A 21,524-nucleotide genomic window follows, 5' to 3' on the forward strand; every position below is an offset into this window, starting at 1 on the left:
ACGGACGGGGACCGACCCCTTACGCGGTGACGGGTTTCCCCCTAGCCTCACCCCAGCGCGCAAGTTACCCGCCGGTCAATGACGTTGACCGGCGCACTGGGCCCGGAGGTCGCCATGAGTTCCGCGCAGTACCTGCTCGAAAACCGGCCGCACTCGGTGGCGCACCTCTTCCTCTCGCGGGTCGAGGCCACACCGGACCGGGAGGCCTACCGCTACCCCGTGGCAGCCGGCCCGGGTGCTCACGGCGCCGAGGAATGGCGCTCGCTGACCTGGGCCCAGACGGCCGAGCGCGTCACGGCGATCGCGGCAGGCCTGCTCGCCCTCGGGCTGGGGACCGAGGAGCGGGTGGCCATCTCCTCCTCGACCCGGGTGGAGTGGATCTTCGCCGACCTGGGGGTGATGTGCGCGGGCGCCGCCGCGACCGCCGTCTACCCCAGCACCAACGCCGACGAGACGGCGTACATCCTCGCCGACTCCGACAGCCGGGCGATCTTCGTCGAGAACGCCGCCCAACTGGCCAAGGTCGTCGAGCACGCGGACCGCCTGCCCGGGCTCGGCCACGCGATCCTCTTCGACCCGGAGGCGGAACTCCCCCGGGTCGAGGGCCTGGAGGTGCTGAGCCTCGCCGAACTGGAGGAGCGCGGCACCGCGTACCTCCAGAAACATCCCGAGGCGATCGAGACGACGGTCGGGGCCATCGAGCCCGAACAACTCGCCACCCTGATCTACACCTCCGGCACCACCGGCCGCCCCAAGGGCGTGCGCCTCGTGCACGACTGCTGGTCCTACCAGGGCGTGGCGCAGGAGGTCAGCGGGCTGCTGCAACCCGACGACGTGCAGTTCCTGTGGCTGCCGCTGTCCCATGTCTTCGGCAAGGCCCTGATCTCCGGTCAGGTGCGGACCGGCCACGTGATCGCGGTGGACGGGCGCATCGACCGCATCGTCACCAACCTCCCCGTCGTCCGGCCCACCGTGATGGCCTCGGCGCCGAGGGTCTTCGAGAAGGTCTACAACGGCATCGCGGCGAAGGCCAGGGCCGAGGGCGGCGCCAGGTACAAGATCTTCCGATGGGCCGCGAAGGTGGCCCGCGACCACGCCAGGACGGCACAGGAGAGCCTGGTGGCGACGGGCAGCCGCCGGATCCCCCTGTGGCTCACCGTGCAGCACGCGCTCGCCGACAAGCTGGTCTACGGCAAGATCAGGGCGGCGTTCGGCGGAGAGCTCCGGGGCAGCGCCTCGGGCAGCGCCGCGCTCGCCCCCGACATCGGCTACTTCTTCGCCGGCGCCGGCGTGCCCGTCCTCGAGGGCTACGGCCTGACGGAGACCAGCGCCGGGTGCACCGTCAACCCGGCCGACGACTTCCGGGTGGGCACGGTCGGCAGACCCCTGCCCGGCACCGAGGTCCGCATCGCCGAGGACGGCGAGATCCTCCTGCGGGGGCCCGGTGTGATGCGCGGCTACCACAACCTCCCGGAGAAGACCGCCGAAGTGCTGGAGAGCGACGGCTGGTTCCGTACCGGGGACATCGGTGAGATCGACAAGGAGGGCTTCGTCCGGATCACCGACCGCAAGAAGGACCTGTTCAAGACCTCGGGCGGCAAGTACGTGGCGCCCACGGAGATCGAGGGCCGGTTCAAGGCCGTCTGCCCCTTCGTCAGCAACATCCTGGTGATCGGCAACGGCCGCAACTACTGCACCGCCCTGATCGCGCTCGACGAGAGCGTGATCATGCCCTGGGCGGCGTCCCACGGCCTCGGGGGCCGCCCCTACGCCGAGGTCGTCTCCTCGCCGGAGGTGCGCACGCTCATCGACGGCTTCGTCCAGAGCGTCAACGCCGACCTCCAGCGCTGGCAGACGATCAAGAAGTTCTCGGTGCTGCCGCGCGACCTCGACGTCGAGCACGGCGAACTCACCCCGAGCCTCAAGGTGAAGCGCCCCGTCGTGGAGCGCGAGTACGCCGAGGTGGTCGAAGCCATGTACGAGGGCGTCCGCGAAGCCTGAGCCCCGCCCGCTCTCCGGCCCGTCCGGTACGGCCCTCCCGGAGCCGTACCGGACGTCACGCGTCCCCGGTCACCCCGTCCGTCCGCTCCCGCAGGAAGTCGGCGTGGCCGTTGTGGCGGGCGTACTCCTGGATCATCACCATGTAGACCCAGCGCAGACTGAGGGCGACCCCGCGCGAGGACGTGAACGTCTCGTCGAGGTCGTGCCCGGCCGCCGCGGCGTCGCACGCCTCGACCTCGGCCCGGTACACCCCGAAATCCCGCTCCGCGTCGACCGCCAGGACCCCGGCGAGCCCCTCGTCGCCGTCCGAAGGCCCCGTGAAGACGTCACCGAGGTCCTCACCCGCGAAGCCGCGCCGGAACCACGACCGCTCCACCTCCGCCATGTGCCGGACCAGGCCGAGGAGGGTGAGGCTCGAAGGCTCCACCGTGGCCCGCGCCAACCGCTCCGGGTCGAGACCGGCGCACTTGGCGAGCAGAGTCTCCCGGTGCCAGGTCAGCCAGCCCTCCAGCATCCGACGCTCGGTCACGGATCCCAGGTCGCCCAGCCGGCGCGTGCGCACGACCGACGGCGCCGTCCATGTCATGTCTCCAGTACCTCCACGTGGTCGCCGATCGCGACGGCCAGCACCCGCGAGCCCGGTTCGGTGGTGCGCCAGCGGTGCCGGACGCCGCCCGACAGCAGCAGTGTGTCCCCGCGGCCCAGCCGGTGCACGCGCCCGTCGGCCTCCACCTCCACGGAACCGTCCGCCACGTACAGCAGCTCGTCGTTCCGGTGCCGGAACTCGCGGTCCGCCTCGTGCGCGCCGACGAACTCCAGCGCGTGCAGCTGGTGACGGCCCCTCACCACCGGCCGGACGCGGGCCTCGCGGTCGAGCCCGCTGTCGTCGCCGGCGCGCACCACGTCGACCGTGCGGGTCTCGTCCGAGGCCGCGAGCAGCTGGACCGCCGTGGTGCCGAGGGCGTCCGCGATCCGCTGCAGCGACCGCATGCTGGGGCGCGCCCGGTCGTTCTCGATCTGGCTGAGGAACGGAGAGGAGAGTCCGCTGCTCCGTGCCACCTCGGCGAGCGTCAGGTCGAGTGCCCGTCGCCGGCGGCGTACGGCGGCGCCCACCCGCGGTGTGTTCGCGGCCTCCATGGATGGTCCCGTCCTTTCGCCCCGGCGCCCGGTGGCGCCTGACGGCACCCTACGCGGCGCGCGGCCGGAGCCCGGAGACGGTTTCGTACTCCTGACACACGCCCGTCACACAACGCCCCTAACGTCAAAGTCGGTTGTTCTCATCAAAGAAAGTTTGAAGGAGGAGCTCCGACGTGCCCACGATCGACCAGAACTCACGCCGCCGCCGTCCCACCGGCCTCATCGCCCTCGACGAGACGGCCGCGTCCGAGGGCTACACCCTCTACGCGCCGCTCACCGGCACCGGAGAGGTCCACCTCATCGATCTCCACGGCCGCACCGTCCACCGGTGGGACCTTCCGTACCGCCCCGGCCGCCACGCCCGGCTGCTCGACGACGGAACCCTCGCCTACAACGGCGTCCTCCCCGGGGAGAAGGCCCTCTTCCCGATGTGGCACAAGTACCGGGGCGGCGTCATGCTCCGCGCGGCACCCGACGGGACCGTGCTGCGGGAGCACCGGGACCCCCTCCAGCACCACGACGCCCATCACCTCGACGACGGCCGCATCCTCTACACCGCCCTGGAACCCCTCACCGGCGCCGAGGCCGCGACGGTACGCGGCGGAGTGCCCGGCTCCGAGGCCGAGGACGGTCTCGTCTGGGCCGACACCATCAGGGAGGTCGGCCCGGACGGCGAACTCCTCTGGTCCTGGCGCGCCGCGGAGCACCTCGACCGCGACTCCTTCCCGCTCCACGAGGCCTACGCCCGCGAGCACTGGCCGCTGATCAACAGCGTCACCCCGCTCCGCGACGGCAACATCCTGGCGAGCCTGCGGAGCGTCTCGGCCGTCGTCGTCATCAGCCGCGACACCGGCGAGATCCTCTGGCGCAGCCGCCCCGGCACGGTCAGCCAGCAGCACGCGCCCACCGAACTGGACGACGGCCGGCTGCTCGTCTTCGACAACGGCGTCTTCCGGCCCGGCCACGACGTCCCGTACTCCCGCGTCATCGAGATCGACCGGGCCGACGGCGCGATCGTGTGGGAGTACCACGACCCGGCCCGCGAGTTCTTCTTCGCCCCCTTCATGGGCTCCGCGCAGCGCCTGCCGAACGGCAACACGCTCGTCACCGACTCCCCGTCCGGCCGGCTCTTCGAGGTGACGAAGGACGGCTACCTCTGCTGGGAGTACGTCGTCCCGTACTTCGCCGGCTACGCCGAGAACGAGGTCCGCGGCCTCTTCCCCTCCGAACCCAACGCCGTATTCCGCGCCTACCGCTACACCGCGGCCCAGATCCCGTGGCTGGAGACGACGGCATGACGACCACACCCCCCGGGACTCCCGCCACCGCCCGCACGGTCGAGGACGTCGACGAACGGGTCCCGCCGAGGCGCCTGCTTCCGCTCGCGGCCCAGCACGTCCTGGCGATGATCGCCGCGCCGGTCTCCACCGTCTTCCTCGTCGCCGGCAGCCTGAGGATGTCGCCCGGAGCGACGGCCTCGCTGCTCAGCACCGTCCTGCTGCTCTGCGGCGCGGGCGCCCTGCTCCAGTCCCTCGGCGTGTGGCGGATCGGCGGCAGGCTGCCGTTCGTCATGCTGCCCGGCGGCGCCGCGACCGCGCTGTTCCTCCAGATCGCCCAGGAACACGGCCCGGCGACCGCCACCGGCGCCGTCCTCCTGGCAGCCGCCCTGCTGCTCGCCGTCCTGCCCCTCTACGCCCGTGTCGTACGGCTCTTCCCGCCCCTGGTCATGGGCGTGACCGTGCTGCTCATCGGGGTCGCGATGATCCGCGTCGCCGCCCGGCTCGTCACCGGGCCGGACGGCACGGGGGAGCCGCGAGCGGTGCTCCTCGCCGCGCTCACCGTCGCGGCGACCGTCGCCGCCTACGTCTTCCTGTGCGGCGTCTGGCGACAGACGTCCGTCCTCCTCGGGATGGCGGCGGGAACCCTCGTCGCGGTCGGCACCGGCCTGGGCTCCTTCACCCCCGCGTCCGGCGACGGCTTCGCGCTGCCCGTGTTCCTGCCCTTCGGCACACCGCGGTTCGACCTGGTGGCCGCGCTTCCGCTGCTCGTCTTCAGCCTCACCACACTGGCCGAGATCACCGGGCAGACCGTCCTCAACAGCGAGACCGTCGGCCGGACTCCCGCCCCCGAGCGCGACGTCCCCCGCGTCGCCCGCGCCGACGCCCTGGTGTCCCTGGCCGGCGGCCTGTTCGGCACCTCGCTCATGGTCACCAGCGCCGAGAACATCGGCATCGGCCGGCTCACGGGCGTCCGCAGCCGCTTCGTGACCGCCGGGGCCGGGGCGCTCCTGGTCGCCCTCGGCCTGGCCACCCCCGTCTCCCGGGCACTGGCCGGCATACCCGAGGCGGTCGTGGGCGGTTCCGCCCTCGTCGTCTACGCGGTGATCGCCGTCATGGGCGTCGAGATGCTCCGCCGCGCCGATCTGTCCGGTACGGGACCGGGCTCGCTGACGGCGGCGCTCGCGCTCACCGCGGGGCTGCTGCCGCTGCTCAGCCCGGACCTGTACGCGGGGTTCCCCGGCTGGGCCCGGACGATCCTGGGCAGCGGCGTCGTCGCCGGCACGCTGACGGCGGTCCTCCTCACCGCGCTGCTCGGCCGGCTCCGGCCCGGAGGGACGGAGGTGCCTGGCCGCGCCGATTGAAGGGAAGCCGGCCCAGGACCACCGCCATGCCGCAGGTGTCGGTGAGGGCGGAGAACACCAGACCGCCGGCGATCGCAGCCGACAGCAGCTGGAACGCCGGATGCGCGAGCAGCCCGAGGACCAGGCCGAGCAGCACCAGGGCCCCGGCGGTGAACCGGACCTGACGCTCCATCCCCCAGACGGCCCGCACGGGGCCGGGCGGGTACGCGAGGCCGTGACCGGCCCCGGTCCAGGCCCGGGTGCCACCGGTGAGGCTCGCGGCGGCGATCCCGTGGGAGGCGAGGACCGCGGAGCCCTTCTCGGAGCGGGCGCCGGAGGCGCACACCAGGAGCAGCGGTCCGGTCTCGGCGGCCTGCCGCAGGTCCGCCAGGCTGCCGTCGATGCGGTCCAGGGGAACGTTGACGGCGCCCGGCAGATGGCCGGACGCGAACTCGCCGGGGGTGCGGACGTCGACCACGTTCAGACCGGGCAACTGTGGCAGTGCTTCGTCGACGCCGAGAGTGCGGGAAATACCCATGAGGAACCTGTCCTTGGGAGGTGCGGGGAACGGCTCCGCGACAGTGGCGGCGGGGCCGTTCCCCGGGATGTCAGGTGACGCCGGACGGCGCCGCGGGGTGCCGGACGGGATCGCCACCGGGTGGCCACGCGGCCGTCACGCCGCCGCAACACAGCGTCCCGCGGGCCACCCGTGCGTCCCGCTAGACGACGGCGCCGCGCTCGTGGGGGATCCTCTCTCCGGCCTCGACCGCGACGGGCAGCCGGTTCTCGGCCGGCGGCAGCGGGCAGGTGGCGAAGTCGGTGTAGGCGCAGGGAAGGTTGGTGGCCCGGTTGAAGTCGAGCCGGACCGCGCCGTCGGGCCCGGGGGCCGGCACGGTGAGGTTCCGGTTGGCCGCGTACGTGGTGACGCCCGAGGTCTCGTCGGTGAACAGCACCGTGAGGCTGCCGGGCGCGTGCCCGTTGAACGCGGTCAGGCTCAACTCCTCTCCGTCCAGCCGGAAGACGACGCGACCCGGGGCGTCGTAGACGTGCCGGAGGCCTTCGACGGAGGCGCCGACCGTCGTGGGCCGGGGCTCGTCGAAGGCCTCGTACCGGCCGGTGACCACCCAGCGCGGATCCGGCTCGTACGCGGGCGTGCCGGTGAAGTCGCCCCGCAGCGGGTGGCCGGGATGGCGCGGCCGGACCACGTCGTTGCCGCCGCGCCGGGCGACCTCGATCACGGTGTCGCCCCAGACGGCGTCGATGCCGCCGCGCTCCGGGATGACGCCGAAGAGGTGACGCCCCCGCACGACCTCGCCGTCGACGACGAGCTCGGTGCCCTCGTCGAGCTCGACGACGACGCCTCCGGGCCCCGTCGACCAGGTCCCGGGTGCCCCGGGGATCTCCTGCGGCTCGGCGGAGAGCCAGTGCAGACCGGTGATCGCGAGGAAGCCGTGCTCCGAGGCGAGCCGGGCGTCCTTGTCCCGGTGCCAGGTCTCCCACTCGGCGGCGAAGAGCTCCGGATCGACGTCGACGGTCCGGGGGTCGGGTTCGGGGGCGTGGGGTATGCCACGGACGCTCATGCGTCTCCTCCTGCTGTGGTGGATGGTGTGGTGTGCGCGGTCGCGGGTCCGCCGCCGGAAAGCCGAAGCGTGGCGTGGTGAGGCGGGGAGCGAGCCGCGGGGCAGGACGAGGCCGTCAGGAGGCGCCCGGGGTGAGCCGGGGCGAGTGCGTCGGTGTCCGGACGCCGGGTCGAGGCCTCGGTGTCAGCGGGAACACGCCATGGTCGTGACGCGCACGTAGTCCACGTGTCGGCGCATCACGAGCAGGCTCATGCGTCCAGGAGAACACAACTCCGACGCGTGGCGCCAGTGTTCCCGGTACGACGGCTCCGGCTCAGGCGACGCGGTTCCCCCGGTCGTCGCAGGGCAGTTCGGCGGCGGGGTGGTCGGCGAGGAAGTCCCGGGTGGCCTGCCGTTCGGCTTCGGCGATCGCGGTCGGCTCGACGTCGACTTCGGCCTCCCGTGCACCCGTTCGGGCCGACGGCACCGCTTCGGCGGAGCGCATTGCGGTGACGTTTGCGGCATCCGTTGGAATCCGCCGGGAATGTCGTAGGCCGTGATCGTTTCTTCATGATGCCCTCACCGGCATGAACACGCGTACCAGACTCGCTCTCGCAGGCGCCGCCCTGACCGCCCTCGCCGTCACCGCCCCGACGGCGTCGGCGTCCGGGTCCGCCGCCGGTCCCGAACCGACCCCGGCGCCGCTCGTCACCGCCGCCAACGCGGTGCCCGGCAAGTACATCGTGACCCTCGACAAGTCCGTCGACGCCGCCGAGACCGCCGAGAAGCTGAACCTCAGGCCCACCTTCGTCTACGACAAGGCCATCAACGGCTTCGCGGCCCCGCTGAGCGACCTCCAGCTGGCGATCGTCAGGAAGACCCCCGGGGTGACCTCGGTCGAGGAGGACGCGGTGGCGCTCGCGCCGCCCCAGCCGGCCACGACCTCCGTGCCCCGGGCCCCGGCCGCCACCTGGGGCCTGGACCGGATCAACCAGTGGAACCTGCCCCTCGACAACGACTTCACCACCCGCGGCAACGGCGCCGGGGTGACCGCGTACATCCTCGACACCGGCATCGACTACCACCACGACGAGTTCGGCGGCCGGGCCACGTTCGGCTTCGACGCGATGGGCGACGGACGCTTCGGCCAGGACTGCAACGGCCACGGCACGCACGTCGCGGGCACGGTCGCCGGCAAGACGTACGGCGTCGCCCGCAAGGCCGCCCTGGTGAGCGTCCGGGTGCTGGGGTGCGACGGACGCGGCGCGTACTCGGGGATGATTGCCGGGCTCGACTGGGTCGCCAAGAACGCCAGGCAGCCGGCGGTCCTGAACGGCTCCCTGGGCGGGGACAGGTCCGTGGCGCTGAACGACGCCGCCACGGCGCTCCACTCCGCCGGCGTGCTGCCCGTCATCGCGGCGGGGAACTCGTCGAAGGACGCCTGCGACGTCTCGCCCGCCTCGGCGACGGGCGTGGTCACCGTCGCGGCCTCCAACATCTGGGACGAGGAGACCTCCTTCTCCAACTACGGCCCGTGCGTGGAGCTCTTCGCACCCGGCCAGGACATCGTCTCGGCGCGGATCGGCGGTGGATCCGTCGCCCAGAACGGCACGTCCATGGCCGCCCCGCACGTCGCCGGCGTCGCCGCGCTCTACAAGGCCGAGCACCCCGCGGCGGGCCCGGCCGAGGTCGCCGAGTGGCTCGACGACAACGCGACGAAGGGCCTCCTGAACAACGTCAGCGGCGGCACCCCCAACAAGCTGCTGTTCACCGGCGGCCTGTAGACCCCGTGGGGTCAGGCGCCCCCACCCCGGTATCCGCCCGGGTGGGGGCGCCTCGCACGTCAGCGGCCCGCCCCGACGGCGAGCAGGTCCCGGGCGAGCAGACCCGCGCCCAGGCACCCGGCGGTGTCCCCGAGCGCCGCGGGAACGATCCCGGGCAGGCGCCGGAACGCGATGCGCTCCCGCACGGCGGCCCGGAGCGGAGCGAACAGCGTCTCCCCGGCCGCGGCGAGGCCGCCGCCGATGATCAGGGTGCGGGAGTCCAGCAGGGTGTGCGCGGTGATCAGGCCGTCGGCCAGGGCCTCCACCGCCGCCGTCCACACCTCGGCCGCCGCCGCGTCGCCGTTCCCCGCGGCCCGGGCGCAGCCGATGGCGTCGGCCACGGGCGCACCGCTCGCGGCGGCCCAGGACCGGGCGATCGCGGCGGCCGAGGCGACCGCGTCCAGACAGCCGCGCCGCCCGCAGCCGCACAGGGGGCCGCCGGGACGTACGACGACGTGCCCGATCGCGCCCGCCCGGTCGTGCGCACCGGTCTCGATGCCGCGGTCGGTCCCGATCGCGCCGGCGACACGGCCGTCGAGTGACACGAACAGGAACCGGTCGGCGCCGCGCCCCGCCCCGAGGCGGCCCTCGGCGAGGGCGGCGGCGCGGACCTCCGGTGCGAGCCCGACGGGCATCCGCCCGAGCCCACGGCTCAGCCGCTCCCGGATCCCCTCCCGGCAGAGGCCGCCGGAACCGACCCCCGTCCCCCGTACGGGCACGGCACAGGGCACGGCGATGCCGACGGCCTCCGCGGCCGTGCCGAAACGCTCCCGCCCCCGCGCCCGGAGCTCCTCCGCGAAGGGGAGGAGCTCCTCCAAGACGGCCTCGGGACCGGCACCCCGCCCGACGGCCCGCCACTCCTCGTACAAGGGCGTCCCGTCCGGGCCGACCAGTGCCGCCCGTGTTCCGGTGTCGCTCACGCCGAGGGCGATGACGTGTCTCATCGGGGACGCCTCCTCCCCTCCCGCGCGATCAGAGCACCGGCCTGTCGTCGACGCGGACGAGATGGTGGCCGCGCAGCGTGTAGAGCCGTCCCAGGCCGTCGGTGTTGACGTGCGGGCCGCTGTACCAGGCGCCGTCGATGCCGGCGACGACCGTCGTGACGGCGAAGGTCTTCGGGTGGACGCGGAAGAGCGTGGTGTCGGAGACGCCGTAGACCCAGCCCCGGCAGGTCACCATCGCCGCGAAGCCGGGGCAGAGGGCCCGCAGGTCGGCGGTGTGGACCACCCGGCGGATCCGCAGGTCGACGACGAAGAAACCGCCCCTGCGGGTGAGGCCGTACAGGTGCGGGCCGCGGACGGCCAGCGCGGCCACGCCCGTGGCCAGGGGAAGATCGATCCGCCACAGCTCCCGGCCGGCGACCGGGTCGAAGGCGACGACCGTGCCGCGCGGTCCCCGCGTGGTGGGGTTGTCACCCCCGAGGTAGGCGACACCGTCCCGGGCGGCGACGGCGCGCACCAGCTGCACCTCGTCGATCGGATTGATGTACGCCGCCTTCCCGCCGTCCTCCAGGGAGTACGTCCACAGGGAGCCGCCGCCCTCGGTGTCGGACTGCGCGCCGGCCAGCAGAAGGCCGTTGACGGCGTCGAAGCACAGGTCGAGGGGACGGTTCTGCTCGCTCGGGAACTCCGCGAGCCGGTGGGGCTGCGCGTCGACGGCGGGGTCGTACGTCCACATGCCCTGCGAGCTGTACTGACCGGTGTAGAGGACCCCGTCCAGCACCTCGGCGTCCTTCGCCTCGCCCGGCGCCCGGAGGTTGACCACCTCTCCGCCGCACAGGTCGTGGCGTGCCATGACGTTGTTGCCGCCGACGTAGACGGACCGGCGGTCGGCGGCGATCCCCATGCAGGTCTGCGGGCTGACGGGGGCCCCGGCCCGGCCGAGGTCGGTGACGACGGACGCACCGGTGGCGAGGTCGATCTCCGCGACGAAGCCGTAGCCCGAGACGACGGTCAGACCGCCGTCGACGTGGTCGAGCCCCCAGACCTCGCCGAGGTCGCCCGCGTCGGACCGGACGGGGGCGATGCTCCCGGTCGCGAGCGTGTACGCGTGCAGACCGGCCTCCCCGGAGAAGTAGATCCGCTCGCCGTCCGTCGTGAGGGTCTTGGCCACCTTTCCGCCGGTGCGCGTCAGGGTGTACGAGGAGAGGTCGGCCAGGTCCATCACGGCGAGCTTGGCGGGCTCGGTCGATCCCGCGGTGGTGACGACGAGGCGGTCGCCGACGACGGCGAGTTCGCGCAGGCTGGGGTCCTTCTCCATCTCCGGCGGGGTGACGTCGGTGAACGTGCCCGTCGCCCGGTCGTACGCGTACAGCGAGGCCCTGCTCGCGCCGTCCCCGCCGGCGAGGGTGCTGCCGGCGCCGAAGAAGACGGTCGTGTCCGTGGCGGCGACGGCCCGGGCCAGGGTGGCGTTCGGGTCGGGCACGCCGAGCCTGGTGACGAGGCCGGTGCCCGGGTCGTACCTCCACAGCGCGGGCGCCTTCCCCGGTATGCCGCCGACGGCGTACACGGTGCCGTCGGGTGCGACCGCGAGCTCGCGGATGTCGCGGTCCTCGGTCCGGCCGACGGCCACGGCGGGTGCGTCCGGGGTGGCGAGGTCCCAGCGGTAGAGGTTCGGCCCGCCCTCGTCGGCCTTGGCCAGGATCCCGGCGTACAGGTACCTGCCGCTCGCGTCGACCGCGAGCGCCTGCACCGAGTGGCCGGTGCCGAGGTCGGTCCGGGACACGACCGTGCGGGTCGGCAGATGGAAGGCGATCAGCCGGGGCGGGGTGAGGTTGCGCGAGCCGATGACGACGGTGTCGCCGACCAGGATCCCGCTCATGAGGGCGAACTGCTCGATGGCGGGGCCCAGATCGGTGACGGTCGTGCGGGGCCCGCCATGCGCGGCCTGCGCGGTCGCGGGGAGGAACGGGGCAGCGGCGGCGGCGAGCCCGAGGGCACCGCCGGCCCGGAGGAGCCGGCGCCTGCCGACTGACGGAGAGTGCTGCATGGGGACTCCTTGGGTGGGGGTGGGCGGGGAGGCGGAGAAGGGCGGTGCCGGGCCGTCAGGCCGAGGTCGCGAGGGCCGTGTGGTGGACGGCGTACCGGAAGGGCTCTGCGGAGCAGTAGCGCTCGACCTCGGCGAGGGCGCTCTCGGTGATGCGCCGGAGTTCACCGCCGAGCGAGCCGGCGATGTGCGGCGTCAGGAGGACGTTCGGCAGGTGGTAGAGGGGGGAGGCCGGGGGCAGCACCTCGGGTTCGGTGACGTCGATGACCGCGTGGAGGCGGCCGGTCGCCGCCTCGGCGGCCAGGGCGTCGGTGTCGACGAGGGATCCCCGGGCCGTGTTGACGAGGGTGGCGCCGTCGGGCATGAGGGACAGCCTGCGCGCGTCCATCAGGTGGTGGGTCTCGGGCAGCGCCGGTGCGTGCAGGGAGACGACGTCCGAGGCGCCGACCAGCTCGTCGAGCTCCACGTGCCGGGCGCCGAGGGCAGCGGCCTGCGCCGCGTCGACGTGGGGGTCGGCGAGCAGCAGGTCGAGGTCGTGGGGCCGGAGCAGTTCGAGCACCCGGCGTCCGACGAGCGAGGCTCCGACCACGCCCACGGTCCGCCGGTAGTTGCCGAAGCCGGGGAAGCGCCGGGACCAGTCGAGCGGCGTGCGGTGCTGGCGGTAGAGGGCGCCGATGTCGAGGACGCGCTTGTTGGCGAAGAGGACCGCCGCGACCGTGTACTCGGCGACGGGGACGGCGTTGGCGGAGGCGGCCGATGACACCGTGATCCCGCGGTCCCAGCACGCCTCGGTCACATGGTGTTTGACGCTGCCGGCCGCGTGGACGACCGCCTTCAAGGCAGGGGCGCGCGCGAGCACGTCCTCGTCGATGACGGGACAGCCCCAGGAGGTGATGAGGAGTTCCACCTCCGGCAGGGAGGGCTCGTGGGCGAGGTCCTCGGCCACGTGGTCCGGGTCGACGTCGACGTACTCCGCCAGGCGCCGGATCTCCTCGGGCGGGAACAGCGCGTCCCGGTGGTGCCGGCCCATGGCGAGCAGGGCGCGCGGGCGGGTGGTCGTGTGCGGGCGCATGGGGGAATTCCTCACGGAGAAGGCCTACTTGACGGCGCCGGCGGTCATGCCGGACTTCCAGAACCGCTGGAGCATCAGGAAGACGGCGATCAGCGGCGCCACGGCGACCAGCGAGCCGACGACGGCCAGCAGGTAGTCCTCGGGGTGACCCTGGGAGAGCGCGGACGAATACCACACGTACAGACCGAGGTTGACGGGGTACAGGTCCTGGTCGGAGAGCATCACCAGGGGCAGGAAGAAGCTGTTCCAGATCTGGGTGAACTGGAAGAGGAAGATCGTCACGAACCCGGGGGCGAGCATCGGGAAGGCGATCGTGCGGAAGGCGCGGAACTCGCTCGCTCCGTCCATGCGGGCCGCTTCCAGGACCTCGTCGGGTACGTAGGACGCGCTGAAGACCCGGGCCAGGTACACGCCGAACGGGAAGACGAGGCCGGGGAGGAACACGCTCCAGAAGGTGTTGACGAGGCCGGCCTCGGCCGCGAGCAGGAAGAGGGGGATCGCGAGGGCCGTACCGGGCACCATCACGCCCAGGAGTACGAGGGAGAAGAGCCGTTCCTTGCCGGGGAAGGCGAGTTTGTCGAAGGCGTACCCGGCGGCGACGCTGAACACCGCCGCGAGGAGGGCCCCGACGCCCGCGTAGGCCACGGTGTTGAGGATCCAGCGCAGATAGACCCCGCCGTCCGCCGTGAAGAGCTGCTCCAGGTTCTCGGCGAGGTGCATGTCGCGGCCCGGGGCGAAGCCGTTGGTGCCGAAGAGGTCCGCGCGGCTCTTGGTGGAGGACAGCAGCAGCCAGGTGAGGGGGAGCAGGGTGTAGAGGGTGGCGAGGGCCAGGAGCGCGGTGACCCCGGCCCTGGACAGCAGCGCCGAGGGGGCCTTCGGGGCGCGCCGCCGTCGGTGGGGGAGCGGCGCGGGGACGGCGGCGGGTGCCGGCGCGGGCGCGGGGGCGGTGGGGAGGGTGGAGGGCGTGGTCACGGCTTGCTCCCGCGGCGAGAGATACGGGTGACGGCGAAGGACAGCACGGCGGCGAACAGGGCGATCAGCAGCGAGGCCGCCGCGGCCAGGCCGAAGTCGTTGTTCTGGAAGGCGGCCGTCTGGACGTACATGTTGGGGGTCCAGCTGCTGCCGATCGCGCTGGACGCGTTGTAGATGACCTTCGGTTCGGTGAAGAGCTGGATCGAGCCGATGACCGTGAACATGACGGCGAGCGCCACCGCGGGCCGGATCATCGGGACCTTGACGGACAGCGCGGTCCGTACGGCGCCGGCTCCGTCGACCCGGGCGGCGTCCAGGGTCTCGCGGGGCACGGCCTGCAGCGCGGCGTAGAAGATGACCATGTTGTAGCCGGTCCACTCCCACACCGCGATGTTGGCCGTGGAGAGGACGGCGTGGTCGGCGGACAGGAAGTCGACGCGGATGCCGCCGGAGGCGAGGAGGTCGATCACCGGGCTCAGGCCGGGGGTGTAGAGGTACACCCAGATCAGGGCGGCGATCAGGCCGGGCACCGCGTGCGGCAGGAAGAGTGCCAGCTGGAAGAAGGACCGGGCCTTGGCGAGGCCGGAGTCGAGGAGCAGCGCGAGGGCGAGCGCGGCGCCGATCATCACGGGGATGTAGACGGCGCAGTACGCGGCGACGACGAGGAAACCGTCGAGGAACTCCGGGTCGGACAGGGCCCGTACGTAGTTGTCCCACCCGGCGAAGACGCTCTCCGTGCCGCCGAACCCGAGGCCGGAGGTGCGGGTGGTGAACAGGCTCAGCCAGGCCGCGTAGAGGAGCGGGGCGAGGGTGACGGCCGCGAAGAGGCCGAGGAACGGTGACAGGAGCAGCGCGGCGGTTCTGCGCTGTCCCAGGGTGGACGGGGTCGCCATGACGGCCCTTTCGGGGTGGGGCGGGGACGAGCTGGGTGCGGTCGGGCGCCGGTGCCGGCCCGTGGGCGTGGCCGGCACCGGCCCGAGGGGGCTTCGGGTGCTACGGAGCGGTCACCCGCATGCCACGCTGCTTCATCTGCGCGACGGTGGTCCGCTCGGCGAGGGTGAGCACGTCGGGCAGGGACACCGTGCCGCCGGCGACCTTGGGGAGTCGGTCGACGAGGGCGGTGTTGGTGGCCCCCATGACCGGGCCCCAGGCCCAGCCCGGCCGGACCGCGTCGTAGGACGCCTTCCCGAGGGCGTAGAGGTCCTGCCCGCCGTAGTACTCCGTTCCGAACGCGGCCTTCGTGACCGGGACCAGTGCCGGGTCGGCGGGGAACATGCTGCTGGTGCCGGAGGACACCCACGCCTTCATGCCCTCGGGGTCGGTGGTGATCCACTTGATGAACTCGGCGGCTGCGCGGCTGTTGCCGGAGCCCTTCGGGATCACGAAGGACGAGCCTCCGTACATGCCCGAGGCGGGCTTGCCGTCCCAGGTGGGGACGGGCGCCACGGCCCACTTGCCCTTCTGGTCGGGGACGGTGGCCTGGTGGGCTCCGGCGCACCAGCTCGCGCAGACGTAGGCGACGGTCCGGTTCTTCTGGATGCTCGTCCAGAACGGGTCGGCGGCGCTGAGGGAGCGGACGAGGTCCTCGCGGGCGAGGTCGCCCCAGTAGGCGGCGGTCCTCTTCGAGGGGCCGTCGTCGAGGGTGACCTGCCAGGAGTCCTGGCCGGCGTCGAACCACTTCGCTCCGGCCTGCCAGGAGAGCGCGGTCAGCAGTCCGGGGTTGTCGGTGAAGAGGACTCCGCCGCGGGCGTCCGGGTCGGCCTTCCTCACCTGCTCGGTCATGGTCCGGTAGGCGTCCCACGTGGTGGGCACGGCGATCTTGTGCCGGGTGAAGAAGTCCTTGCGGTACATGAGCAGCAGGGGGGCCACGTCGCGCGGGACCCCCCAGGTCCTGCCGCCGAGGTCGACAAGCTGCCGCACCGCCTCGGGGAACCGTTCCTTCACCACGGGCCCGAGCGTTCCGCTCAGATCCTCGATCTTGCCCTGGGTCGCGAACTCGGGCAGGTGCGGGTACTCGACGACCGCGACGTCCGGGGCGGTGCCGGCCTTCACCGCGTTGGTGAGCTTGGAGTAGTACTCCTGGTTCGACGGGACGTTCTCGAAGGTCACCTGTATGTCCGGGTGACTGCGGTTGAAGGCCTCGGCCACGTGGTCCGAACCCTTGAGGAAGGACCAGAAGGTCACCTTCCCCGTCGTCGCCTTGCTCGGGGTGGTGTCCGGGCCGGCCCCTCCGCAGGCGGTGACGAGGAGGGAGAGGGCGGCGACGGAACCGGCCAGGGCGGCCGTTGTTCTGCGAAGCATGATGTGCACCGATCGTTCGCTGGGGCGTCGAACGGCATCATTTGATAGTTCGCATGCTTCGTCAATGGTTTTCGCTTCATTCGATACCGAATGAAGCGAGTAAAGTGATATCGATTCCCGTCATTCGAAGGTGGACTCGAAGGTGCGCAGCAGATCCGCGGCGACGCTGACCGCGATCGTCGCGGGCTCCTTGCCCGTGATGTCGGCCAGACCGATCGGGGTCTTGATCCGGTCGATGACGGCCTCGTCGTGACCGCCCTCGGTGGCGAGGCGCTTGCGGAACCTCGCCCACTTGGCCGCCGACCCGATCAGCCCGACGGAGCCCAGATGGTTCGCGCGCAGGGCGGCGTCGCACAGCGCGGCGTCCTCGGCGTGATCATGGGTCATGATCAGGACGTGGGTGCCGAGCGGCAGCTCCTCCAGGACCTCCTCGGGCAGCAGCGGCGTGTGGTGCACCCGCACCTGCGCCACCGCGTCCGCGAGCACACCCAGCCGCTCCTCGGCGAGGGTGTCGGAGCGGCTGTCGATCAGATGGAGATCGAGGTCCTGACGGGCCAGGATGCGCGCCAGTTCGAGGCCGACGTGCCCGACGCCGAAGATCGCCACCGCCCGCACCACCGGCAGCGGTTCCAGCAGCACGGACACCGTGCCGCCGCAGCACTGCACACCGTGCCGGTTGGTGACCTTCTCGTTGAGGGCGAAATCGATCAGCTCCGGCCGCGGCTCGGCCGCGGCGATCATCTCGCGGGCCCGGTCGATCGCGACGGCCTCCACGTTGCCGCCGCCGATCGAGCCCCAGGTCTCGGTCCGTCCCACCACGAGTTTCGCGCCGGCGTCGCGCGGGGCGTGGCCGCGCACGGTCGCGACGGTCACGAGCACGCCGGGCTCCCGGCGTGCCCGCAGCCGCGCGACCGCGGCGAACCACGTCATGTCAGGCACCGCTCAGCGCTTCCGCACCGGCCCCGACGGTGGAGGCGTCGCCGCCCCGGCGCGCCGCCTCGATCGCCCAGTACACCGCCTCCGGCGTCGCGGGCGAGGCCAGTTCGACGCTGATCCCGCCCGGCCCGAACGCGGCGGCGGCCTGCCGCAGCGCCTCCCGTACGGAGAAGGCCAGCATCAGCGGCGGCTCGCCCACCGCCTTGGACCCGTAGACCGCGCCCTCCTCGCCCGCGTTCTCGAGCAGCGTGACGTGGAACTCCTCCGGCATCTCCGAGAAGCTCGGCAGCTTGTAGGTGCTCGCCGCCTGGGTGAGGAGACGGCCGCGGTGCGGACCGTCCGTGGCGTCCCAGCGCAGGTCCTCCAGGGTCAGCCAGCCCGCGCCCTGCACGAAACCGCCCTCGACCTGACCGATGTCGATCAGCGGGGAGAGGCTGTCGCCGACGTCGTGCACGATGTCCACCCGCCGGATGCGGTACGCGCCGGTGAAGCCGTCCACCTCCACCTCGGCCGCGGCGGCGCCGTGGGCGAAGTACTTGAAAGGCGAGCCGTGGAAGGTCTTCGCGTCCCAGTGCAGCCCCTCGGTCCGGTAGAAGCCGGCCGCCGACAGCTGGACGCGCTGGAGGTACGCGGTGCGCACGAGGTCGTCCCAGGACAGCTCCTCGGCGCTGCCCAGGCCGCGCGCGACGCCCTCGACGATGCGTACGTCCGAGGCGTTCACCCCGAGCCGGGTCGCGGCCACCTGGAGCAGTCGCTCGCGCAACTGCTCGCAGGCGTTCTTCACCGCCGCGCCGTTGAGGTCCGTTCCCGCGCTGGCGGCGGTGGCGGAGGTGTTGGGCACCTTGTCGGTACGCGTCGGGGCCAGCCGCACCTTGTGCGGCGGGATGCCCAGCGTGGTCGCGGCCACCTGGAGCATCTTGGTGTGCAGGCCCTGGCCCATCTCGGTGCCGCCGTGGTTGATCAGGACGGATCCGTCCTTGTAGATCAGCACCAGCGCGCCGCCCTGGTTGAAGGCGGTGAGGTTGAAGGAGATGCCGAACTTGAGTCCGGTCATCGCCAGGGCCCGCTTCGTGTGCGGGTGCGCGGCGTTGAAGGCGGCGATCTCGCGCCGGCGACCGGCGATGCCGCCGCTCTCCTTGACCTGCTCCCAGACGGCGGAGATCCGCTCCGGCTGGACGACCGGCTGTCCGTACGGCGTCGACTGGCCCCGGCGGTAGAAGTTGCGCTCCCGCAGCTCCGCCGGATCCAGTCCGAGCAGCGGCGCGCACCGGCCCATGATGTCCTCGATCACGAGCATGCCCTGGGGTCCGCCGAAGCCGCGGAAGGCGGTGTTGGACACCTTGTTGGTCCTGGCGACGCGACCGGTGATGCGGGCGTGGGGAAGCCAGTACGTGTTGTCGATGTGGCACAGCGCGCGGGCCACCACCGGCTCGGACAGGTCCAGGCTCCAGCCGCCGTCCGCCGTCAGGGTGGCGTCGAGGGCCTGGATGCGCCCCTCGGGGTCGAAGCCGATCTTCCACCGGGCGTGGAAGCCGTGCCGCTTGCCGGACATGGTCAGGTCCTGGGTCCGGTTGAGCCGGACGCGGACCGGCCGTCCGGTCAGCCGGGCGCCGAGCGCGGCGACGGCCGCGAACCCGTGCGGCTGCATCTCCTTGCCGCCGAAGCCGCCGCCCATCCGCAGGCACTGCACGGTCACCTCGTGACTGTGCAGGCCGAGCACGTGGGCGACGATCTCCTGCGTCTCGGACGGATGCTGGGTGCTGCTCTGGACGAACACCTGCCCGGCCTCGTCGATGCAGGCCAGCGCCGCGTGCGTCTCCAGGTAGAAGTGCTCTTGGTCGGAGAACTGCAACTCGCCGGTGAACACATGCGCGGAGTCGGCGAATCCCGCGTCGACGTCGCCGGTCTCCATCACCGGACGGGCGCCGTGGAAGCTGCCCGCGGCGATGGCCTCCTGCAGGGTGATCAGGGAGGGGCGTTCGTCGAGTTCCACCTCGACGGCCGCCGCGCCGAGGCGGGCCGCCTCCAGCGTCTCGCCGAGCACCCACGCGACCGCGTGCCCGTGGAACATGACCTCGTCGGGGAAGAGCGGCTCGTCGTGCTTCATCCCGGCGTCGTTGACGCCGGGCACGTCGGCGCCGGTCAGCACCCGCACGACACCGGGCACGTCGAGCGCGGGTCCGGTGCGCAGTGCGGTGATCCTGCCGTGGGCCTTCATGACCTGGACCGGGTAGGCGTGCAGCACGTCCTTGGTGCGGTGCACGAGGTCGTCGGTGTAGAGCGCGGTGCCGGTGACGTGCTGGGCAGCGCTCTCGTGCGGCACCGAGAGGCCGACGACGGACTTCTCGGGGCGTTCGGACAACTGGCTCATGACGAGACCGCCTCGGTGGTTCGTGTGTACAGCTTCAGCAGGCTCCGGCCGAGCATCGCGGACCGGTAGGCGGCACTCGCCCGGTGGTCGTCCATCGGGGTGCCCTCGTCCCGCAGCAGCGGCGCCACGGCCTCGACGGTCTCCGCCGTCCACGGCCTGCCCTCCAGGGCCGCCTCGGTGGCGAGCGCACGGATGGGGGTGGCGGCGACTCCGCCCAGGCCGATGCGCGCCCTGCGGACGATGCCGTCCTCGACGTCGAGCGCGAACGCGACCGCCACGCTGGAGATGTCGTCGAAGCGCCGCTTGGCGATCTTGTGGAAGGCCACGACGGGCGCGAGCGGCAGCGGGACCCGCACCGCGCGGATCAGCTCGCCGGGACGGCGCACGCTCTGCCGGTAGCCGGTGAAGTAGTCCGCGAGGGGGACCTCGCGCTCACCGTCGGCGTCGGCGAGCAGCACCGACGCGTCGAGCGCGAGCAGGGCCGGCGGGCTGTCGCCGATGGGGGAGCCGGTCCCCAGATTGCCGCCGAGGGTCGCGCCGTTGCGGATGAGCCGGGAGGCGAACTGGGGGAACAGCTCGGCCAGGAGCGGGACGTCGCCGTCGAGACGGCGCTCGATCTCGGTGAGCGTCAGGGCCGCCCCGATCTCGATGGAGTCGGACGCGACGCGCAGCTGCCGGAGTTCGGGGAGGCGGTCGACGGCGACCACGCAACCGGCCCGTCGCGAGCGGATGTTCACCTCGACGCCCCAGTCGGTGGAACCGGCGACGACCACGGCGTCGGGCCGTTCGCGCAGCAGCAGCAGCGTCTCGGCCAGGGTGGCCTTCCGGAGGAACACGCTGTCGTCCTGGGCGTACTCGGTGGCGACCGGTGCGGGCGGGGCCTGGTCGCGGCGCCGCGCGAGCGGGTCCTCCTCGGCGGGTGCGCCGACGGCGAAGGCGGCGTCGCGGATGGGGCGGTAGCCCGTACAGCGGCACAGGTTGCCGCTCAGGGCGTGCAGATCGAAACCGTTCGGACCGTGCTCGGCGTCGCTGCCGGCGTCGGCGTCCGCGTGGGCGCAGCGGTCGGGCCGGTAGTACTCGGCCGCCATGCTGCAGACGAACCCCGGTGTGCAGTAACCGCATTGGGATCCGCCGCGGACCGCCATCTCCTCCTGCACGGGGTGCAGGGCGGGCGGCGTGCCGGGGGCGCCGGCGGTGGCGAGGCCCTCGGAGGTGACGATCTCCTGACCGTCGAGCGCCGCGACCGGCACCAGGCAGGCGTTGACCGCCACCCAGTCGGTGGGCTTGTTCACCCCGGGGCGGGCCACCAGGACCGAGCAGGCGCCGCACTCGCCCTCGGCGCAGCCCTCCTTGGTGCCGGTGAGCCCCCGCTCGCGCAGGAAGTCCAGGACCGTGGTGTGGGGAGCGGCCGGTGAGAGGGGTGCTTCTTCTCCGTTGACGGTGATACGCGCCGCTACCATGACGGGCCCTCGATTCGGTGCGCGATGGGTCGATTCCTCATGTTCGCCAATGTCGGGCAGCTTTCTGTGTTCAGACGCGCCAGGTGAGAGAACGGGGGCGCGGAACGGCACGCGACAGCGGCGTGCCGGGACGTGGTGAAGGGAGACCCGCGATGTGCCGCGGACGGGCACAGGAGAACGGCGTCGTCAGCAGCCGTGGGCGATACGACCCGGAACCCAGACCGTGGTGTGGGCGAGGCGACTCAGGTCGGAGCTGGTGTTCATCCGCCGGTCGCCTCCTCTCGGTC

Annotated in this window: 18 protein-coding genes; 4 read left to right on the top strand and 14 right to left on the bottom strand. The window is 72.5% G+C overall.

Going from position 1 to position 21,524, the window contains the following annotated elements:
• Positions 1–114 precede the first annotated feature (114 nt).
• Positions 115–2,001 carry an AMP-dependent synthetase/ligase gene (locus IE237_RS17385; protein WP_189802873.1) on the top strand — a complete coding sequence of 629 codons (1,887 nt, stop codon included), beginning with the start codon at positions 115–117 and terminating at the stop codon, positions 1,999–2,001.
• Between the two features lie 55 nt (positions 2,002–2,056).
• Here the strand turns inward: IE237_RS17385 and IE237_RS17390 are convergent, their stop codons facing one another.
• Complete coding sequence (locus IE237_RS17390) at positions 2,057–2,587, bottom strand: DinB family protein (RefSeq protein WP_189802874.1); 531 nt, start codon at positions 2,585–2,587, stop codon at positions 2,057–2,059.
• Positions 2,584–3,138: a helix-turn-helix domain-containing protein gene (locus IE237_RS17395; RefSeq protein WP_189802875.1), complete on the bottom strand. Its 555-nt coding sequence runs from the start codon at positions 3,136–3,138 to the stop codon at positions 2,584–2,586. Before IE237_RS17395 ends, IE237_RS17390 begins: the two co-directional genes overlap by 4 nt.
• A 173-nt stretch (positions 3,139–3,311) precedes the next feature.
• On the opposite strand from IE237_RS17395, the gene IE237_RS17400 reads away from it, so the two are divergent.
• Positions 3,312–4,436 (top strand): arylsulfotransferase family protein, encoded by a 1,125-nt coding sequence (locus IE237_RS17400; protein WP_189802876.1) that lies wholly within the window; start codon positions 3,312–3,314, stop codon positions 4,434–4,436.
• The gene (locus tag IE237_RS17405; protein ID WP_189802877.1) at positions 4,433–5,779 is read left to right on the top strand and encodes a uracil-xanthine permease family protein; all 1,347 of its coding nucleotides are present in this window, start codon (positions 4,433–4,435) and stop codon (positions 5,777–5,779) included. Before IE237_RS17400 ends, IE237_RS17405 begins: the two co-directional genes overlap by 4 nt.
• On the opposite strand, the gene IE237_RS17410 is transcribed toward IE237_RS17405, so the two are convergent.
• The 3 genes from IE237_RS17410 to IE237_RS17420 form a co-directional block, all read right to left on the bottom strand.
• Positions 5,718–6,296: a rhodanese-like domain-containing protein gene (locus IE237_RS17410; protein ID WP_189802878.1), complete on the bottom strand. Its 579-nt coding sequence runs from the start codon at positions 6,294–6,296 to the stop codon at positions 5,718–5,720. The two genes, IE237_RS17405 and IE237_RS17410, sit on opposite strands and share 62 nt — an antisense overlap.
• Positions 6,297–6,477: 181 nt before the next feature.
• A complete protein-coding gene (locus IE237_RS17415; RefSeq protein ID WP_189802879.1) occupies positions 6,478–7,338 on the bottom strand; it encodes a DUF1684 domain-containing protein in 861 nt (286 codons plus the stop codon).
• A gap of 313 nt (positions 7,339–7,651) precedes the next feature.
• A complete protein-coding gene (locus IE237_RS17420) occupies positions 7,652–7,822 on the bottom strand; it encodes a hypothetical protein (RefSeq protein ID WP_189802880.1) in 171 nt (56 codons plus the stop codon).
• A gap of 82 nt (positions 7,823–7,904) precedes the next feature.
• On the opposite strand from IE237_RS17420, the gene IE237_RS17425 reads away from it, so the two are divergent.
• The gene (locus tag IE237_RS17425; RefSeq protein ID WP_189802881.1) at positions 7,905–9,101 is read left to right on the top strand and encodes a S8 family peptidase; all 1,197 of its coding nucleotides are present in this window, start codon (positions 7,905–7,907) and stop codon (positions 9,099–9,101) included.
• A 59-nt stretch (positions 9,102–9,160) separates the two neighbouring features.
• Here IE237_RS17425 and IE237_RS17430 read toward each other — a convergent pair whose 3' ends face one another.
• The 9 genes from IE237_RS17430 to IE237_RS17470 all read right to left on the bottom strand — a co-directional run bounded on the left by IE237_RS17430 (position 9,161) and on the right by IE237_RS17470 (position 21,237).
• Positions 9,161–10,084, bottom strand: coding sequence for an ROK family protein (locus IE237_RS17430; protein WP_189802882.1), 924 nt, complete (start codon positions 10,082–10,084; stop codon positions 9,161–9,163).
• Between the two features lie 28 nt (positions 10,085–10,112).
• Positions 10,113–12,128, bottom strand: a complete 2,016-nt coding sequence (locus IE237_RS17435) for an outer membrane protein assembly factor BamB family protein (protein WP_189802883.1) — start codon at positions 12,126–12,128, stop codon at positions 10,113–10,115.
• A gap of 55 nt (positions 12,129–12,183) precedes the next feature.
• Positions 12,184–13,197, bottom strand: a complete 1,014-nt coding sequence (locus IE237_RS17440) for a hydroxyacid dehydrogenase (protein WP_189802884.1) — start codon at positions 13,195–13,197, stop codon at positions 12,184–12,186.
• A gap of 24 nt (positions 13,198–13,221) precedes the next feature.
• Entirely contained in the window at positions 13,222–14,169 is a 948-nt protein-coding gene (locus IE237_RS17445) for a carbohydrate ABC transporter permease (protein ID WP_189802885.1), read from the bottom strand.
• Positions 14,166–15,062: a carbohydrate ABC transporter permease gene (locus IE237_RS17450; protein ID WP_189802886.1), complete on the bottom strand. Its 897-nt coding sequence runs from the start codon at positions 15,060–15,062 to the stop codon at positions 14,166–14,168. The genes IE237_RS17445 and IE237_RS17450 overlap by 4 nt, the downstream gene beginning before the upstream one ends.
• Positions 15,063–15,162: 100 nt before the next feature.
• Entirely contained in the window at positions 15,163–16,470 is a 1,308-nt protein-coding gene (locus tag IE237_RS17455; RefSeq protein ID WP_189802887.1) for an ABC transporter substrate-binding protein, read from the bottom strand.
• Between the two features lie 120 nt (positions 16,471–16,590).
• Entirely contained in the window at positions 16,591–17,400 is an 810-nt protein-coding gene (xdhC, locus tag IE237_RS17460; RefSeq protein ID WP_189802888.1) for a xanthine dehydrogenase accessory protein XdhC, read from the bottom strand.
• A gap of 1 nt (position 17,401) precedes the next feature.
• Entirely contained in the window at positions 17,402–19,777 is a 2,376-nt protein-coding gene (gene xdhB / locus IE237_RS17465; protein WP_189802889.1) for a xanthine dehydrogenase molybdopterin binding subunit, read from the bottom strand.
• Positions 19,774–21,237, bottom strand: a complete 1,464-nt coding sequence (locus IE237_RS17470) for a xanthine dehydrogenase small subunit (protein ID WP_189802890.1) — start codon at positions 21,235–21,237, stop codon at positions 19,774–19,776. The genes xdhB and IE237_RS17470 overlap by 4 nt, the downstream gene beginning before the upstream one ends.
• Positions 21,238–21,524: the final 287 nt, after the last annotated feature.

Origin of the sequence: Streptomyces tanashiensis, from assembly GCF_014648895.1 — a bacterium.
Classification (GTDB): domain Bacteria; phylum Actinomycetota; class Actinomycetes; order Streptomycetales; family Streptomycetaceae; genus Streptomyces; species Streptomyces tanashiensis.

Coding starts and splice junctions, on each gene's coding strand:
- IE237_RS17385 (WP_189802873.1), top strand. CDS start 115: ATGAGTTCCGCGCAGTACCTGCTCGAAAACCGGCCGCACTCGGTGGCG.
- IE237_RS17390 (WP_189802874.1), bottom strand. CDS start 2,587: ATGACATGGACGGCGCCGTCGGTCGTGCGCACGCGCCGGCTGGGCGAC.
- IE237_RS17395 (WP_189802875.1), bottom strand. CDS start 3,138: ATGGAGGCCGCGAACACACCGCGGGTGGGCGCCGCCGTACGCCGCCGG.
- IE237_RS17405 (WP_189802877.1), top strand. CDS start 4,433: ATGACGACCACACCCCCCGGGACTCCCGCCACCGCCCGCACGGTCGAG.
- IE237_RS17410 (WP_189802878.1), bottom strand. CDS start 6,296: ATGGGTATTTCCCGCACTCTCGGCGTCGACGAAGCACTGCCACAGTTG.
- IE237_RS17415 (WP_189802879.1), bottom strand. CDS start 7,338: ATGAGCGTCCGTGGCATACCCCACGCCCCCGAACCCGACCCCCGGACC.
- IE237_RS17420 (WP_189802880.1), bottom strand. CDS start 7,822: ATGCGCTCCGCCGAAGCGGTGCCGTCGGCCCGAACGGGTGCACGGGAG.
- IE237_RS17425 (WP_189802881.1), top strand. CDS start 7,905: ATGAACACGCGTACCAGACTCGCTCTCGCAGGCGCCGCCCTGACCGCC.
- IE237_RS17430 (WP_189802882.1), bottom strand. CDS start 10,084: ATGAGACACGTCATCGCCCTCGGCGTGAGCGACACCGGAACACGGGCG.
- IE237_RS17435 (WP_189802883.1), bottom strand. CDS start 12,128: ATGCAGCACTCTCCGTCAGTCGGCAGGCGCCGGCTCCTCCGGGCCGGC.
- IE237_RS17440 (WP_189802884.1), bottom strand. CDS start 13,197: ATGCGCCCGCACACGACCACCCGCCCGCGCGCCCTGCTCGCCATGGGC.
- IE237_RS17450 (WP_189802886.1), bottom strand. CDS start 15,062: ATGGCGACCCCGTCCACCCTGGGACAGCGCAGAACCGCCGCGCTGCTC.
- IE237_RS17455 (WP_189802887.1), bottom strand. CDS start 16,470: ATGCTTCGCAGAACAACGGCCGCCCTGGCCGGTTCCGTCGCCGCCCTC.
- xdhC (WP_189802888.1), bottom strand. CDS start 17,400: ATGACGTGGTTCGCCGCGGTCGCGCGGCTGCGGGCACGCCGGGAGCCC.
- xdhB (WP_189802889.1), bottom strand. CDS start 19,777: ATGAGCCAGTTGTCCGAACGCCCCGAGAAGTCCGTCGTCGGCCTCTCG.
- IE237_RS17470 (WP_189802890.1), bottom strand. CDS start 21,237: ATGGTAGCGGCGCGTATCACCGTCAACGGAGAAGAAGCACCCCTCTCA.